General features: G+C 25.2%; 10 protein-coding genes. All 10 read right to left on the reverse strand.

What is annotated here, in order from left to right:
• Positions 1-3: 3 nt before the first annotated feature.
• A complete protein-coding gene (locus T397_RS04040; RefSeq protein ID WP_052663106.1) occupies positions 4-1863 on the reverse strand; it encodes an ABC transporter permease in 1860 nt (619 codons plus the stop codon).
• Positions 1864-1875: 12 nt separating this feature from the next.
• Entirely contained in the window at positions 1876-3525 is a 1650-nt protein-coding gene (locus T397_RS0102880; protein ID WP_052663107.1) for an ABC transporter ATP-binding protein, read from the reverse strand.
• Between the two features lie 125 nt (positions 3526-3650).
• A complete protein-coding gene (locus tag T397_RS0102885) occupies positions 3651-6698 on the reverse strand; it encodes an EAGR box-containing protein (RefSeq protein WP_027124137.1) in 3048 nt (1015 codons plus the stop codon).
• 175 nt (positions 6699-6873) lie between these two features.
• On the reverse strand, positions 6874-8232 hold the full coding sequence (locus T397_RS0102890; protein WP_027124138.1) for a DEAD/DEAH box helicase: 1359 nt from the start codon (positions 8230-8232) through the stop codon (positions 6874-6876).
• A 75-nt stretch (positions 8233-8307) separates the two neighbouring features.
• The gene (locus tag T397_RS04045) at positions 8308-10479 is read right to left on the reverse strand and encodes a hypothetical protein (RefSeq protein ID WP_036448911.1); all 2172 of its coding nucleotides are present in this window, start codon (positions 10477-10479) and stop codon (positions 8308-8310) included.
• 232 nt (positions 10480-10711) lie between these two features.
• Positions 10712-12064, reverse strand: coding sequence for a phosphopyruvate hydratase (gene eno / locus T397_RS0102900; protein ID WP_162150126.1), 1353 nt, complete (start codon positions 12062-12064; stop codon positions 10712-10714).
• A 138-nt stretch (positions 12065-12202) separates the two neighbouring features.
• Positions 12203-13624, reverse strand: a complete 1422-nt coding sequence (gene proS / locus T397_RS0102905; protein WP_036448913.1) for a proline--tRNA ligase — start codon at positions 13622-13624, stop codon at positions 12203-12205.
• A gap of 30 nt (positions 13625-13654) precedes the next feature.
• Positions 13655-13789: a hypothetical protein gene (locus tag T397_RS04485; RefSeq protein ID WP_265736610.1), complete on the reverse strand. Its 135-nt coding sequence runs from the start codon at positions 13787-13789 to the stop codon at positions 13655-13657.
• 89 nt (positions 13790-13878) lie between these two features.
• Positions 13879-15621, reverse strand: coding sequence for an MATE family efflux transporter (locus T397_RS04050; RefSeq protein WP_052663108.1), 1743 nt, complete (start codon positions 15619-15621; stop codon positions 13879-13881).
• A gap of 77 nt (positions 15622-15698) precedes the next feature.
• Positions 15699-18788, reverse strand: coding sequence for a cation-translocating P-type ATPase (locus T397_RS0102920; RefSeq protein ID WP_052663109.1), 3090 nt, complete (start codon positions 18786-18788; stop codon positions 15699-15701).
• Positions 18789-18792 lie beyond the last annotated feature (4 nt).

An 18792-nucleotide genomic window follows, 5' to 3' on the forward strand; every position in this document is an offset into this window, starting at 1 on the left:
TTTTTATGATCCTTTCTTTGATATAGACAATTTATTTATATTTTCTTTTAATTCTTCAATTTTATTTAACAACATATTTCTGACTTCAATATCATCGATGGACAATAAATATTTATTCATTTTTTCCAAATCTAGTTTTCAATTTTTAAAATTAGCAGTTTTGTTATTAAGAATTTGGTTATTTCAAATATTAATCAATTGAATTATTGCATTTTGTTTGATTTTAGAATCGATTGAAATCGTGTGTTTTTCTAATTGTTTTAATATATCGGGGTTTAAATTTTTTAATGTTCATTCTTTTATTCTTTTTTTATCTTTGTTTCAAGAAGATATTGATGGAATCTTATTGTTATCAATTTTTTGTGTGTATTCAATAATAAAGTTATAAGCACAAGAATAATTAAATTCTTTTTTAATTTCTTTTTTTCTTTCAAAATATTCTTTATAAATTTCTTGTTTTTTAAGTTTATATATAAACTCATTGTTTTCATTTTTTAAAAAGTATATTCCTAATCACTTGTAATATATTTTCAAAATTCATGTATTTCATTTAGATTTTTTTTCTAAAGAATCTCCAAAAAGTTTTTTATTCACTATTTCATTTTTTTGTTTTGCAATATTGAAATAATATCTTTCGACGTTAGAGCCCATATAATTTTCAAAATTTAAATAATTTTCACTATTTATTTTTCCATATTTTGATAAATAATATCATCTTCACGGTTTTAAATATAAAGATAATTGATATATAGCAATTATGTACATCATAATTCCAGTAACTAATGAAATTGTTGAAGAAGGTAATCCTGCCGGTGCAGCACCAACATTAATGAATGAAAATAAAATTGAAATTATAAAAATAGCAATCGGATTGTTTAAAGCTATTAAACCAATTGCAATTCCATTAAAACCTTCAGGGGGGGTTGCATTTAAAGCGAATCCTCCAGAGGTATTAAAATTTAAATAATTTGATTGTCCTGTATAAACAACAGCACCCAAAATTCCTGCAATAACTCCTGAAATTGCAAATGAACTTAATTGTAGTACATTTTCATTATATCCGAAATACTTTGCTGATGTTGATGATAAACCAGTTGTTTTTAATTTATGTCCGAAAACTGTAAATTTCATCAAAAATCAAATTACTAATATTGTTATGACTGTAAAAACAATAGATCATAATCATCCACTGCCTAAAATAAAATTACTAGAACCATTTGATGGAATTAAAAAAGAAAACCCTGGCGGCAGTGGATTAGATTGAAAATAACTACCATTATTTAAAGCCTTTTCATCTAAATCAAAATTGTAAATTAAATAACCAACAATAAACAAAACAATTCAATTTAATAAAATTGCACTAACAACTTCATTTACTTTTAAATATATTTTTAGCAATCCAGTTGTTAAAGCAACAGCAGTTGCTCCAATAATACATAATAATACAGTTATTATTTGTCCGCCTTGCCCAACTTTAGAAGTTAAATCAGTTGGTATTGCATTAATAATCAAAAATGCAGTAGATGCACCAGCCATCATTTGGCCTGATATACCAATATTAAAAATACCAACATTCATAGCAAATGAAAATGCCAAACCAGCTAAAGTGTATATTGCAATTTGATAAATAAAATTTTGTGTATTACCTGTTGATTTAAATAAATTAGTAAATATTAAAAAGAAATTTTGAGTTCTAATACCTAAACTAGAGATAATAATTAACGATAACAACAAACCTATAATAATAAAAAAGATTACAGATAAAATTCTACGTCTTGTTGAAATTTGTGAAGATTTAAATAAGTATTTATCAGTTCAAATGTTTCAGATATTTTCTTTTTTAAAATATTTGTTTTGTTGCATATTTTATAATTCCTATTTAGCAATCAATTCACCAATTTTTTGGCGTGTCATTTCTGCTCGTGATCCAATGCCAACTATATTATTACGACTCATTACAGCAATTGTGTCAGCTAATGATAAAATTTCATCTAATTCATATGATATTAAAATAACAGCATTGCCCTTATTTTTTTCTTCTAAAGCACACTTATGAATATATTCAATTGCCCCAACATCTAAACCTCTAATTGGTTGAACCATTAATAATAATTTATGGTCTTTAGTCATTTCTCTTCCGACAATTAATTTTTGCTGATTTCCTCCAGATAAAGATCTTGCTTTCGCTGAACCATTTGCAGTTCCGCGAACATCAAATTTTTCAATAATTTGATCTGCATATTGACTAATTTCAAATTCAACAATAATTCCTAATTGACTAAATGGTTTTTTAGAAATTAAATTATTAACAGCATTTCTTCTACAAGATTGATCTAATGTTAAACCATGTTTATGACGATCTTCAGGAACATGACTTATACCCATATCAATTCGTTTATTAATAGATAATTTTGAAATGTCTTTTCCTAAAAAAAGAATGTTGCCTGGCTTAGATATTTTTAAACCCGAAATATATTCAGCTATTTCAGTTTGACCATTTCCTTCTACACCAGCAATTGCAAAAATTTCTCCAGACCTTACAAAAAAACTATTTTTACTTACTGTGTTATGAACATTTTTTTCTTCTTCTATGTTCATTTTTTTATTTGTAAAAAAATTTTTTAATTTAAATAAGAATTTATGAATTTTTTGTTCTAATGAATTGAAAAAAAATTCAAATGGTGGAACATAATTTAAATCTAAATCTTTAACTTCTAAAATTTTTACATCTGATGAAACTAAACCGTTATTTTTAGTTTCAACAATTTTTCTTCCAACCATTAGTTCAGCCATTAACTCAATAGAAGTGTTTTTAACGTCTATTGTATCAACATATTCTCCTTTTCTAATAACTGTTGCTTTATCTGCAATTTCTTTTATTTCATGCAATTTATGGCTAATTAGAACAATAGTTTTTCCGCTCTCTTTAAAAATTTTTAAAATATTCAAAAAAGATTTAATTTCATCATCAGATAAAACTGCTGTCGGTTCATCAAATATCAAAATATTTGAATCACGATATAACACTTTTAAAATTTCAACTTTTTGCTGTTGCCCAACAGTTAAAGTTGAAACTTTTTGATTCAAATTTAAATTAAATCCATATTTAGAAATTAATTCATTCAATTTTTTTTTCGCTTTAGTTCTAGTTAAGAAACCAAATTCATTTTTATCTTCTGAACCTAAAATAACATTATCTATAATTGAATAATTATCAATCAATTTGAAATGTTGGTGAACCATACCAATGTTATATTTAGCAGCATCTTTAGAAGAACTAAATTTAACTTTCTGTCCCCCTATGTATATATCACCTTCATCTTGTTCATACAATCCAAACAAAATTGACATTAATGTTGATTTTCCTGCACCATTTTCCCCAATTATTGCATGAATAGAATTTTTTTCAACCAACAAATTAATTCCGATGTTAGCTTTGATTCTTCCATTATTAAACGATTTATGAATATTAATCATTTCAAATGCATATTTATTATGATCAATTTGTAGTGAATTAGAATCCATAAAGATTAATAACCTTTTTAAATCAAACACTTTATATTTTGATATTACAATAAAAAAACTTTTTATACAAATTTTAATTAAAAAAAATACTCAAATATGAGTATTTTTTTTAGTAAAAGTTAAATTTATATATCTTTTTTTTCTTCTGTGGAGTTATCATCACCAAATATTCTATCTGCATCTTCAGAAGAAAATTGTGATAATCAAGCATCAGCATCAAATTCATCAGCTTCCTTATTGCCAAAACTAAGATCAACGCTATCAGATTTATTAGAATCAGGATCTGATTCGTCAACAATTCAATTGCCGTTTTCATCATAATCCCCAGCATATCAATCTCAGTTTTTGTCTGCATCATAATAACCAAAATTTAAATTACCTACATATTTATTGAAATCAATATTACCTTCTGAATCTGCATAAATAACTGATTCAGGAGCTTGCTCAAAATTAGGAGTAGGAACTCAATTATCTTCGTCATCAAAATAACCAGATCAACATCAAGAACCAGAACCATCATAATAACCATAATCAAGATTTCCAACAAATTGTTCTCAAAATTCAGGTTTTTTTGTTTCAGTTTTTTGTTGAACTACTTGTGTTTCCTCAATCTTTATTTGAGTTGTAGGTTCTTTATTAATAGATTCTTCAACTTTTGGAGCTTCATCAAATGAAATATTATTTTCTAACTCTTGAGAAAAAATTTCTTCTTCTAAAATTGTTTTTTCTGTTTTTTCTTGATTATTTGCTTGGCTATTTTTTTCATTTTCCAAATCAATTGATGCGTTTGGTTCTTTTTTTTTAGAATCTTCTTCTAAATTTTCAATAGTTGCTGATGATTCATCATTTTTTGTTTCATCTCGATCAATAGATTCATCTATTGATTTTTTAGTAACACTTTCATCATTATTGTTTTCAGAAATTATAGAATCTTCATTTTGTTTTTCTGGTTGTTCACTAACTTCTTCTTTAATATCATTAGTAATAGATTCAATTTGTGGTTCTTCTATTTCAATTTGATCATTTTCTTCAACTTGTATATCTAAAGTTTCAGTCAAAGGTTCAGATTGAATATTTTCTATTTGTTCATCTACAACTAAATTATCTTCTAATAAAATTTTAGGTTCTTCAGAAGGTTTTGTATTTTCAATTATTTGAGTTGGTGTTGGGATTTGGTTAACAACAACTTGTTGTTTTTCGACTGTTTTGACAGGATTAACAATTTCTTTTGTTTGAGATTGTATTGTAGTTTCTTTGATATTAGAAACTTCTTCTTGATTTAATTGTTCTTTATTTTTATTTTCAATATTTTTAGGTAATTCAATTAATAATTCAGGTTCTTTAGAAAAATTATTGTTTGTAGCAACATCATTCAAAGAAGCATTTAAATTATCTTTAATTGCAATTGTTGGCGCTACATTAGATTTAGTAATATTTTGTTTTTCTAAACTACCTGGTTCTGCAGTTCAAACTCATTTTTTATTATCATCATAATAACCATAAAATTCATTTCCAACAAAATCCAATGGGTTATAAGAATCTAAAATGTTTTCAACTTTAGATGAGTCAATTTTTTTAACAGGCAATTGCGAATTAGGTAATGATTCAGATTTAACAATTAATCTTGAATAATTATTAATAACATACTTATCTGAAGTTGGATCAGGAATTCAATTACAATTTTGATCAAATACTCCATCTCAAATTCAAATACCTTCTTCACGATGTCCATATTCAGGATTATCGATTAATCTTTTTCAAAAAGTGCTATCAGTAGAATTTTGTTTAATTAAACCTGTGTGAATAATAGGCAAAGTTGGCATTTCACTTGCACTTGAATAAGGATGTCATTTCGCTAAACGATCAAAATATCCTAATCAATGTCAAACTTTATTATTGTAAAAACCATACTTAGGTTTACCTACAAGTGCTTCTCAAAAACGTTGAGCCGGATTAGATTTAGCTAATTCTAAAAATTCATCTACTTCTTCTAAATCATTTTTTATTTCATTTATTTTATTTTTTCTAAGATTTTCTCCAGCAATAATTTCATTTGCTATTGATGAATTTTGATTTCTTTCTTGTTGGGAAAATAAATTTGAAAAATTTAAATTAGAACTATTAATTTGGTTTGTAAGTAAATTTTCATTTGTTAAATTAGAATATTCATTTAAATTTTTATTTACAGAATTATCAAATGCTGGCACAATTGAATTTTGTAAATTATTTAAATTTGGTAAATTTGAAGTTATAGGGTTTTCTACAAGATTAAAATCATTTTCTGAAATATTTAAAGTGTCAGATGGTTCTAAATATTCTTCATCTGCATCACTTAAATTACCCCTATTTTTTTTATTATCTAAAGCTATATAATCATCTTTTAACAAACGATCATGCAATTTGTTAATAATTTCTTGTTGTTGAATAACTTGCTTTTGTTGGCGACTTAAAATATCATTTTGCATTGCCATTTGATTTTGAAAACTATTCATCAACTTACTAACTTGACTAACCAAATTGACAAGAGAATCTCCTTGTTGTTTTTGTTCTAGAGTTATTAATGAATTTTGATTAGCATTTTGTTGCATCATTTGAGAATATGCAAACATAGGATTACTAGATTGGGCTAGCATTTGTTGTTGTCAAAATTGATTTTGTTGATTCATCAAAAATGCACGATATTGCATTAATTGCAATTGATTAGCAAATTGCATTTGTTGTTGTAATTGTTGTTGAAATGATAAATTTTGTTGTGCAATATTGTTATTTTTAAAATTGCTATTTAAATCATTTGAATTAAAACTATTTTGTTTTTTGTTATTTGTGTTCATATTATCATCTATCTCAGAAGTAGAAAATTGTATAAATTTAGTAGAAGCTGGTAAATTAATTGGAACATCAGGAACAATTGAATTATTTGATAATTTTTGAAAATGCTTTTGATAATTATTTTGTGTAATTTCTTTTGTGTAATTTATTGGATTAGATGTATCAAATATTGGAGTATTCAATTTTAATTTTTTTAAAGTTGAATTTTTACCTGAAATATTAGAAGATTCAAACTTTATTTTATTCTTAAGATAATTCTGATAACTTGATGACGAATCTAAATTATTTTTTTCAGATATTCCAGCATCATTATTTTTTTTAGATTTGTTATTATTAAATTTCATATACTAAAGTTTGTATCTATCCCTTAATACTAAAACAAAAAATCAAATATTTTTTACACAAAAAATTATGAAAATAAATCATAATCAATTTATATATATTGTTTAATAATTATAATATTTAAATTTTAAAAAAAATTAAAAAAGCATATGTAATCAAAACATTGAAAAAATTTATCTATTTTTGTTCACTTAAATTTTTTACCTTTTTATACTTTTTTATTAAATTTTCTTTAACTTTTTTATCTATTACAGCACGTTTTATTTTTTGTTTAATTTTGTGAACTTTTATTTTTACTTTCTTTTTATGATTGGGTTGAACTTTTTTATTTTTTGATTGATTATGGATCTTTTTAATTAATTTTGAATATTGTTCATTATGATGATTTTTATTTTGAGTGCTTTTATAAGCAATAGTATGACGAACTAGTTCGTTTTGTTTATTGATTTTTAATGGAATTCAAATAATCCCTTTTTTTGATAAGCGTTTCAATTGAAATTCATCTTTAAAATCATACATAACATATGATTCACCTAAATATTTTGAACGACTAGTTCTTCCAGATCTATGAATATATCAAATATCATCTTGAGGTAAATTTCAAGAAATTACATGTGAAACACCATCAATATCAATACCGCGTGATGCTAAATCAGTTGTAATTACATATGTTGCTTTTAAACTATTAATTTTTTTAAATGCTTGCTTTCTTTCTGAAGGCAACAATTTACCATGTAAAGCAATAGTTTGGATACCATGGTTTGTAAATCATTGTTGAATAAATTCAATATCTTTATAATTATTCACAAATATTAAACATAAATAAGGTTTAATTTGATTAATAATAACTTCGAGGTTATCAAATTTATTATTGCTTTTGCTTGTAACCAAAAAATGTTTTACTTTTTCATTTACTCATATAGATTTTGTGACATTAATAATGTTCGGATTATCTATTATTTTTTTAAACTTTGATATCACATCTTGATGTAATGTAGCACTTAATACAATTTCAGTAGCATGATAATTTTGTAACCGTTTTCTTAATTGAATATATTCGTTTAAAAATGAATTATCAATAAACATGTCCGCTTCATCATAAACAATGTATTTTAAAAATTTATATAAATTTAACCCTTTTTTTAACAAATCAAGTAATTTGTGAGGGGTGGCAACTAAAATTTGACCTGTGTTTTTTTCAATTTTATTTTTTGTATCATTTGAATTGTATCCCCCAGCCAAAAGATGTGTTTTTAGTCGAGAATCATATTTTGAAAAATTGGAAAGAACGTTTTTGATTTGTGTTGCCAATTCTCTAGTTGGGCTAATTATAATAGCTTGAATTTCATTTATATTTAAATTAATTTTTTCAAGAATGGGCAACAAGTAAGCTAATGTTTTTCCTGTTCCAGTTTGCGAAATAGCAATAACATTTTTATTTTTTAATAAAAGCGGAATAACTTTTTCTTGTATGGGAGTTAATTTTTTAATCCCCATTTCATTTAATGTTGATTGAATGTAAATTTGAAAATTCATATTTATTTTGAATACAATCTTTTAATAAAAATTAATATTCAAATTTTAATATTTAAATTTACTTCGAACTAAAATTTATTTAAGTTCAACTAATTTACCATTTTGATTTTTTATAGGAGATTTATAAGAAATAGGTTTTTTAAGTGTTGAATTTAAAGATTTTTGTTTATTTAACGAATTTAAATTTTTGTTGTTCGCACTATGAATTAAAGGTTTTTTAATAGAATCATTAATTTTTACAGGTTTCTTCTTTTGAACTATCATTGCAGGTCTATTCTTTTTAGAATCGCTTATTAATTTTTTAAATACTGCGCCAATAGCAAAAGTAAGAGTATCCATTTTTTTAATAGTCAATTTGTTTAATTTACGATTCTTGTTAACTGGTATACCAATTCCTAAACCTAAAATTAAAATTGTAGCAGTTGCAACTCCAACAACAATACTTATTAAAGCAATGTTTGATAAATGATTTTTAGGTAATACTTTCCCTTGAATATCAAGTTTATTAGGATTTTTAAAATCAATTTCAAGTTCTCCATTATCATAACCACTAAATATTCCTTTTGTAGTGGCATAAAAATTAGAATTATGGATTTTTTTCATGATTGTATAAAATTTATATGAATAATATTCAGGATATGTAACATTTGGATTGTAAATAGAATCTGCATGAGTTTTCATGATAAATTCATTCGGTTTGATAATTGAATTATCTATAGGAAAAAAATTTTCTACAGAATGAACTCCTTCTGTCAATAGAACATTTCAATTTGATGCTTGATAAAAATTGATTTTTTCTAATGGCGAATCAAATTTTTGAATTCGGTATGTGGGACTACCTGATTGTATACCACCATAACTTAAGTATACAGCATATTTAGTTAACAAAACTCTTTCTGTAACACAATAAACATTATCAGAAGTTCATGTATCATTTTGTGAAGATGGAGATCAAACTTTTACAAATTGTCTATAATCATTAAAGGTGCCTTTAGTTGTAACTAAAAAATTGTTTGATCCTGAAATGATATTCTCTTGTGTGAAATTCATATTAGTTAAATAAATTTCTCCATCAATATTTATCACACCTTTTAAAGTTACAAGATAAGTATCTTGAATCATTAAAACATCTTTTTTTGAAAGATTATTGATATATTCATCATTAATATCACTATTGGCATTTTTAGATATCTTTAATTTTTTTCCATCAGAAAAATAAACACCTTTAGTTGTTACAATATAATTAGCTGAAATATCAATATATTCACTTTTATTTCAAACACTTAAATCAAAAACTGTTTGTCCTAATGTATAAGTATAAATATTATTAGTTGTTGCCAAAATATAATCTGATATTCCTAAAATATCATTATTAGTTAATTCTTTAGTTAAGGGGTAAACTTGAAATCTATCACTACTTGTATAGATGATAATGCATTTTTTAAAGACTAAAAAACATTCAGAAGCAGCTAAAATATTCTCTTTGGAAATTTCGTTTCCAATATAGTTTGAATCAACCTTTTTGCCAGATACACTATATATTCCTTCTTTTAGAACTAAAATTGTTCCATTAGCCATAATGAAATCATCTTTAGTCAATTTTAATCAATAATCTTTTGCAATTGGCGTATTATCATAAGCATATATGCCATACTTTGTTACAACAAAATAATCTGATATTGCATACAAATCATCTTTTGTTAAAAAATTAAAATCTGAATTTCCTAATTTTTCTTTTTTGTAGTTATATACACCTGATGTTGTAGCAATAATACCTCTTGATACACCTAAAATATTTGATGGTATAACTTTTGCTACACTTATTGGAATTTTTAACTCATTAGCGTTGCTAGCTTTAATTATTAAATTTCCTGAACCATTTTTTACACCATATAAAATTATAGATTCATTGTTTAATTTAAAATCAAAAGCATTTGTATCATTAGAAACCGAAACGTTTAATAATTTATCAAAATTAGTAATATCTAATTTAGTGGCATTTTCAAGTTTTTTTAATAAAAACAATGTACCACCTCTAGCATCAGGGTGGTTTGAAATATTTGTTTCTATATTTATGAGTTTGTTATTAATAATTTGAGATTTTTCATTTTTGACAATATTTTGATCAAAAGAATTCAAATTAGAATTTCAAAGCCTTTTTGATAGTAAAGGAACTAACAACAAATTTAATAAAAGAAAAGCGGAAATCAAAAAAGCAAAAATAGATTTTTTTATATTTTTATTCATAAGATTTAAGTAATTTAAGAAATTTAGTATTTTTTAATTAGCTATTTAAAAATTTATTAATATTTAAGTTAAACTTGCAAGCAACAATTTTATTTTAAAAAATCAAAACAAAATTTTTAAAATAATATCATAATTGTCCAATTTTGTAAATAAAAAACAAATTCATAGTTAAATAACAACTACAAATTTGTAATTTAAAAACAAATATTTATTTTTAAAAAATAATTAGTGATTATTTTTTCTTATAAACAGGTTTAATATTTTTGAAAGTGTTTCATCCTTCATATTTTGCAAACTTGTTTAATTCAATTTCAATCTCAATTAATCTATTATATTTTGCAATTCTTTCAGAACGAGACATTGAACCAGTTTTAATTTGACCAGTTTGCATTCCAACAGCTAAATCAGCAATAGTTGTGTCTTCTGTTTCTCCAGATCGGTGAGAAACAACTGCTGCTCAATTTGCTTTTTGAGCTAATTTAATAGTTTGAATAGTTTCAGTTAATGAACCAATTTGATTTAACTTAATCAAAATTGCATTTGTTGTTTTATTTTTAATACCATCTTGAGTTAATGTAGGATTAGTACAATAAGTGTCGTCACCTACTATTTGAACAGATTTACCAATTTCTTTTGTTAATAAAGCCATACCTTCTCAATCATGTTCACTTAAACCATCTTCAATTGATACAATAGGATATTTTTTAACAAGATCTTTTAAATAATTAATCATTTCTCTTGTTGACAAAGTAGCTTTTTGTTGACTCAAAACACCTGCTTTTAATGCTTTTTTGAAAATATATTTTTTAGATTCTAGATCATAAAATTCACTAGCTGCTACATCTAAAGCAAAACTTACATCTGAACCCGGTTTGTAACCAGCTTTTGTTACAGCTTCAACCATTAAATTTAATGCATCTTCAGCTGATTTAAGATTAGGTGCAAAACCACCTTCATCACCTTTGTTAGTGTTAAATTTTTTTGATTTTAAAATTGATTGTAAACTGTGGAAACATTCGCTTGCAATTTTCAAAGATTCTTGTAATGTTTTAGCTCCTAAAGGCATAAACATAAATTCTTGAAAGTCAATTGTATTATCAGCATGTGCGCCACCATTAATAACATTCAACATTGGAACAGGTAATACAAATTTATTAGTAGGTACTTTAGCAACTTTTTTAGCTATGTATAAATATAAAGGCATTTTTAATTGATTCGCAGCAGCTTTTGCAGTCGCTAATGAAACAGCCAAAATTGCATTTGCACCTAATTTAGATTTGTTTTGTGTTTTATCAATTTCTAACATCGCTTTATCAATCAATGTTTGTTGGTCAGCATTGAATTTTTTAACTAATTTTGGAGCTATTAATTTATTAACATTATTTATAGCTTTATTTACACCTTTACCAAAATACTTTGTTTTATCTCCATCGCGCAATTCTAATGCTTCTTTTTCACCTGTTGAAGCACCTGAAGGCACCATTGCTTTGCCTGTTGCTCCACTAGCTAATGTAACATCACAAGCAACAGTTGGAAAACCACGTGAATCAAAAACTTGGTATGCAAAAATTTTAACAATTTGCATAGAATTACTTTTTTTAGATTTTGTTGCAATCATAATAAAATCCTCATCAATGTTTTATTTAAATAGATAAAATTAAAAGAATAAATTACTTTAAAAATTATAATATTTTGCTATTAATTTTAATTAATAAATTAGTTGTTAATATGCTCTAGCAAAATATACTCATGATTTTGCGGGCTGTTTTGTAAAGACACAAATTTCATTATTTATAGGCAAATCTACAATGCAACGAATTGTTGCACCTGTCATTTTTTTGATTTCTTGTTCATCATTATCAGAACCATTTCAAGGAGCCAATAAAACTTTTTGATTATTTAATTCTTTTTTAAAAGATTCAAAATCATAAACTTTAGTAATTTGATTTTCATAACGAATTAAAACTTTATCATATAAGTTTTGATCATAAGAACTTATATTTTCGTCAATATGTGATTTTACTTCATTTATTTTTAATGAAATTTTTTTTACATTATTTCTTCATTTGATTACAACTTCATTATTTTTTAAATCATTTGGTCCTAATATTATTACCACTGGTGTTCCATATATTTCTTGTTGATTAATTTTAAAACCAATAGAATTATTTGAAGAATCGATTTGAACTCTATAACAATCTTTTAGAGAATTTAATATTTCATTAGCTTTTTCTATAATTTGAGGATTTTTATTTGCCATCAAAGTTAAAATAACAATTTGAACTGGAGCAACTTTAAATGGTAAAACTAATCCATTATCATCTCCATGACTCATAATTAAAGCACCAATAATTCTTGTTGATAATCCCGCTGACATAGTGTGAACTAAATCATAAGTATTATTTGAATTTTGAAATTTAATATTAAAAGCTTTTGAAAAATTTTGACCTAGATTGTGAGTAGTTGCAGATTGCAATGCCTGACCATCTGGCATAATAGTTTCTAATGTATGTGTTGTTATTGCACCCGCAAATCTTTCATTAGGACTTTTAAGACCATTTAATGTTGGTATCATCAAAATTTCATTAATTAATTTTTTATACACATTATGAACTTTATCAACCATTAATTTACAAGATTTTTCATCTATAAATGCACCATGCATTTCTTGTCAATAAAACTCGCTATTTCGCAAAAATGGTCTAGTGTTTTTTTCAACTCTAAAAACACTACATCATTGATTATATAACAAAGGTAATTGATTATAATTTTGTAAAATTTCACTTCACAATTTACAAAATGCTACTTCAGAAGTTGGGCGTAAAACATAAGGTTCTTGTAAATTTTCATAACCTTTAGATTGAATTAAAAATAGTTCTGGTTTAAATCCTTCAACATGATTTGCTTCTAATAATAAATCACTATAAGGAAATAAACTTGGTAACGCTACATTAACAATATTTAATTCTTTAAAGAATAAATTAAGTTGTTTTTGAATTTGTTCTCATATTCCTCAACCTCGAGGAAGAAAACTCATAAAACCTTTAATTGAACTATAGTGAATTAATTCTGCTTTTTCAACAACACTAGTATATCAATCACTTAATGAAGTTTGTTGACTAACAATTTCATAATTTTTTTTCATAATATATCATTCATTTGTATCAAACAAAATTTATTTTGGAATGCTAGTAGCTATAATTGCAGCTATGGAAATTGCAATAATTACTACTAGAATGGTAATACTAATTCAAAGACGAATTTTCTTAGTTTTATTGTTTTTATTATTAATTTCTTGTTGATTTGACATTTAAAATACTTATTAATTATTAATTTGTATTAACAATTATATAAACATTATCTTTAATTGTTAAATAAAATTTAAATATAAATTAAAAACTAACGTTGCATTAATTTAGAAGGTTTTCTTAAATTTTGTTTAATTTCATTTTCATATTTGCCCATTCTTGTATACATATGAATTAAACTAACAACAATATTAATGCTACTAGCTAAAATTGTACATGTTGGGAGCAATCAAATAAAACAATTCATTGCAGTTTCAGAAGATGCTAAAGTAGGGTTATTTGTCGCAATAGCATTACTTGCACTTTGAAAAATAAATAAAAGTGGAATAAATAAAATTATATTTTGTAATATAGCAACAAATCAAGAAAAAGAAATTCTTTGAGTTGATTGAAAATAAAGTTGTCCTGTTGTACCTAAAGCTAAAAAAACAGCTTGCAACATTGTAATTCTCAATAAATATGTTGTGTACTCTAAATTATTTGTTTGAACATCAAATAAATTTATTAAAAAAACATCACTTAAAGCAAAAGCAAACAAGGAATAAATAATAACACCATATACAATTGCAATTAAAAGAACATACCAGTAAATTTTTTTAATTGCATTGTAATCTTCTTTTCCATATTTGTAAGAAGCAACAGTTCTTCCGCCTTGGATCAAACCTCATACAGATTGGATAGCTAAATTGCTTATTGGTGTAACACTTCCAAAATATGATTGAAAAATATTAGGTGAAGTATCGTGTGTTATAGCATAACCACTACTATTTGTCATGTTGACTAAATAAGTTTGAAACATTGAATTAGAAAAACTAGCACTTGCATTTCTTAAAAAAGAAGCAACTCCAATTAAAATGATAATATTAAACAATTTTCATTTATATAATTTGAATCTTAAATTCTTTAAAATTAAATTGGTTTGATTTTTTTTCGTCAAAATTAAATTATATTCAACATAAGCTATAAAATTAACCATTCATCCAATAGCTGTAGCCAATGCAGAACCCATCAATGCTAATGATGCAAAAACAATTAAGATATAATCTAAAATAATATTTAAAACATTACAAAATGTTGGAACAATTGAAATAAATAATTGTCGTCCTTCACTTTGAGCCAAAAAATAATACATTTGACTCATAATCTGAAAAATATTGAATCCACAAAGAATGTAAACGTATCCTTGTGCCAAATCCACTTGAACATTTTGGGCATATAAATTAAATTTCTCAATTATTGGATTATCATGACTCGATGCAAAAGTTCCTTTTGCACTTGATGATAATCATAAAGGTGAAATGCCTAAAATAAAAAAAGAAACAAATAACCCTAAAATAGCATTTGCAATAAATCCTGTTGATCAAACTTCTTCGATTTCTTGAGCATTTTGTTTTGCTAGAGATTTTGCAAAAGAAACTGCTACACCCATACTAACTAATAGTGTTGTTGCAGTCAAAATTAAAGTAATTGGTGCGCTTATTGATATTGCTGAACGAACCAAGTCAGTTGGAGTAATTGCATTATCTTTAGCTTGTTGCAAATATGGTACTAATATATCTTCAGGAAATAATTTTTCTAATGTTAATCCATTCGGATTTAAGTTACTAGAAAAAGGAATAAACTTAACCATCATAATTTGATCAGAAAAAATATACATTGCTTGAAAAAAAGTTACAAGTAATGCAGGTAAAACAAACCTTAAAAGTAATTTAAAAACATTTTTATTTTCAAATAAATCTTTATGTAAAATTTTTTTTACTTTTGGGTTTAAAGTTTGTTTGCTATCAATTGATATTTCATTAGATGATAAATTATTTGATTTAGTTGAATTCATATAAATATATACTTAAATTTAAAAATTTAACAACTTATATTTTTATCATTTATTTTCTAAAATACTTAAAAAATTTACTAAATCTGTTTATTTTTAAAATATCTCTTAGTTTTTAATTTAGGTTTTTGAATTAATTCAAATGTTGTAATAGTTGAAGTAGTCAAAACTTCTTTTTGAATTACTGCATAAATTAGTTTATACAACTCTAAAACAATTCATGGAACTAAAGCTAAAACAAAACCTATACCAATTAAAAACCCACCTTGTGAAACTAAATTAGTAGGAATTTTTAATGCAAATGCAATTGGGGGTACAAATGCAAAAATAATAACAAATAAGATACTAATTAAAACAGCACTATAAACAATGTAATAATCTTTAACGTTGCATTTAAACAATGATTTAGATGACATTAAACTTAAGGCATGAATACTTATTCCAATAGATAATGCTATGAACGCAGTAGCAGAACCAGCGTATAAATCATTAAAACCTAAAGCATATAATCCATTGCTACCTGGAATAATTTGATTTGTTATTGGATCAAGTCCATTCATTGTGTTTCCAAATCAATGGTCTCTAGAATATAATGTGCCTAAAGCAAAAGCTATCATTGTAATCAATCCAAACAAACAACCTTGTCACAATAAATTAAAGCCCATTCTTCTTGCAAAAATACTTTCGTATTTGCTGTAAGGCCTACGAAACATTAAATTTTCTTGCGTTCCTTGTATACCAAGTGCAATTGCTGGAAATCCATCTGTTATTAAATTAATTACTAATAATTGGGTAGCTCCAAAAATATGCAAATCTACAGATGAACTTCACGTTCCAGTTGATTGGTCAAATATTTGTAAAGAACTTGAAAAAGCATATTTAAAAATTAATACCCCTAAAAACATAACCATAACTTCAGCAACACTGGATAATAGAACATTTTGAATAACTAATTTAATTGTTTGATAAACTTTTCGACCATTGCTAACTGAAGAAACAATAGTTTTAAAGTTGTCGTCCATAATAATCATGTCAGAAGCTTCTTTAGAAACATCTGTTCCTGTTATTCCCATAGCACAACCTATATCAGCCGCTTTTAATGAAGGTGCATCATTTACCCCATCACCAGTCATAGCAACAACTTGATCATTAGCTTGTCAAGCTTTAACAATTCTTAATTTATCTGACGGTGTAGCACGTGCATAAACACTATAGTTTACAACGTTTGTTTGTAATTCTTCATCAGTTAATTTACTTAATTCTTCTCCAGATATTGCTTCACTATCAATTTTAAGAATACCAATTTCTTTTGCAATAGCTTTAGCAGAATCTAAATTATCTCCTGTAATCATAACAGTTTTTATTCCTGCACCAATACATTCTTTAATAGCTTCTTTAACTTCTGGACGTGGGGGATCATACATTGCAAACAAACCAACAAAAGTTAAGTCATTTTCTAAAGAAGACTCATCGTATTTTTTATCTAAATGCGTAACATCTTTTATTGCTAATCCTAGAACACGATAAGCTTTAGAAGTTCATAATTGCATTTGTTCTTTAACAGCATTTAAATCAACATTTTTGCATTTATTAATTAATATATCAGGAGCACCCTTGACAATAGCAATTTTTTTACCATCAATTTCGTTTATAGATGTCATTAATTTGCGATCAGAATCAAATGGAATTGCATAAATTCTTGCAAATTTTTTATCTAGTTCTAATTTATTTAAATTATGTTGTCTAGCATAATTAATAATTGCTAATTCAGTAGGATCGCCGACTTCAAGATCTTTGTTATCTTTAGTTGTTACATAACTATTACTACACAGAATAAAATCACGTAATAAATTATTTAAATTTAAATTAGATTTATCTAAATCTAATTCTTTTTTATTTTGATAATCTCAAACACCAGTCAAAGTCATTTTATTTAATGTTAATGTTCCTGTTTTATCAGTACATATAACTGAAGTACTACCTAAGGTTTCTACAGAAGAAACTTTTTTAATTAAAGCATTTTGACTTGCCATTCTTTTGATACCCAATGACAAAATAATTGTTGTAAAAGCCCCTAAACCTTCAGGAATAGCAGCAACTGCTAATGATATTGATGTAGCTAAAGCAATATTTCATGTAGTTGCAATATTATTAATTCCTAAAATAAAAATTTGAATTAAAAATACTACAACAAATAAAACCAAACCCGAATATCCAAATATGTGGCCCAAACGATTTAATTTCAATTGCAATGGTGTCATAAAAACTTTTTGACTATCAATTAAATTTGCAATTCTACCAATTTGAGTATATGAGCCTGTAGCGATAACTTTACATTTTGCTTGACCATTAGTTACAATACAACCTGAAAAAACTTTATTTATTTGGTCGCCTAAATATGCATCATCAGAAACAATAGCATTTGCATTTTTATTTACTGCTAAAGATTCGCCCGTTAAAATAGATTCAATACAAGATAAATTAAATGATTCAAGTAAAATAGCATCAGCATTAATTTTATCTCCTGCTTCTAATAACATTAAATCACCAGGTACTAAATTTTCAGCATTGATTTTGACAATATTGTTATCTCTAATAACTGTTGCATAATTAGTCGATAATTTTTTTAATGAATTAATAGCTTTTAATGATTGTAATTCTTGCACGCCGCCTAGAATTACATACATTAAAATAACAATTAAAATAATGAATGGTTCAATTAAAGAAATTATAAGATTGTTATTGTTGAAATCCCATTTCAATTCAACACCTTCAACTATGAAAACAATAAAAGATGCCAAAGTTGCAATTGCCAACAAAAGAATCATAATATCTTTTAATTGTTTAAAAAAAATATAAAAAACACTTTTTTTCTTTTTTTCAGGAAGTTTGTTTAATCCATATTTTTTTATAGCCAAATCAACTTTTTCAGAAGTTAAGCCTTCATACTTAGAATCATTAACAATTTCTTCTTGAATATCTTTTGCATCAGATGTCAATAATAAATTATCGATTGTACCTTCAACAACTAGTTCATCCAAAATATCTTCAGATTCAGCTTTTTTCAAAACATCATCATTGACATGAATAATAGAAAATTTAGATTCTTCTTTGTTTTCCAAAGATGAATCTAAATCATTTTTTTCTATATTATTTAATTTATCATCCACAAGA

Source organism: Mycoplasmoides pirum ATCC 25960, from assembly GCF_000685905.1.
Lineage (GTDB): Bacteria > Bacillota_I > Bacilli_A > Mycoplasmatales > Mycoplasmoidaceae > Mycoplasmoides > Mycoplasmoides pirum.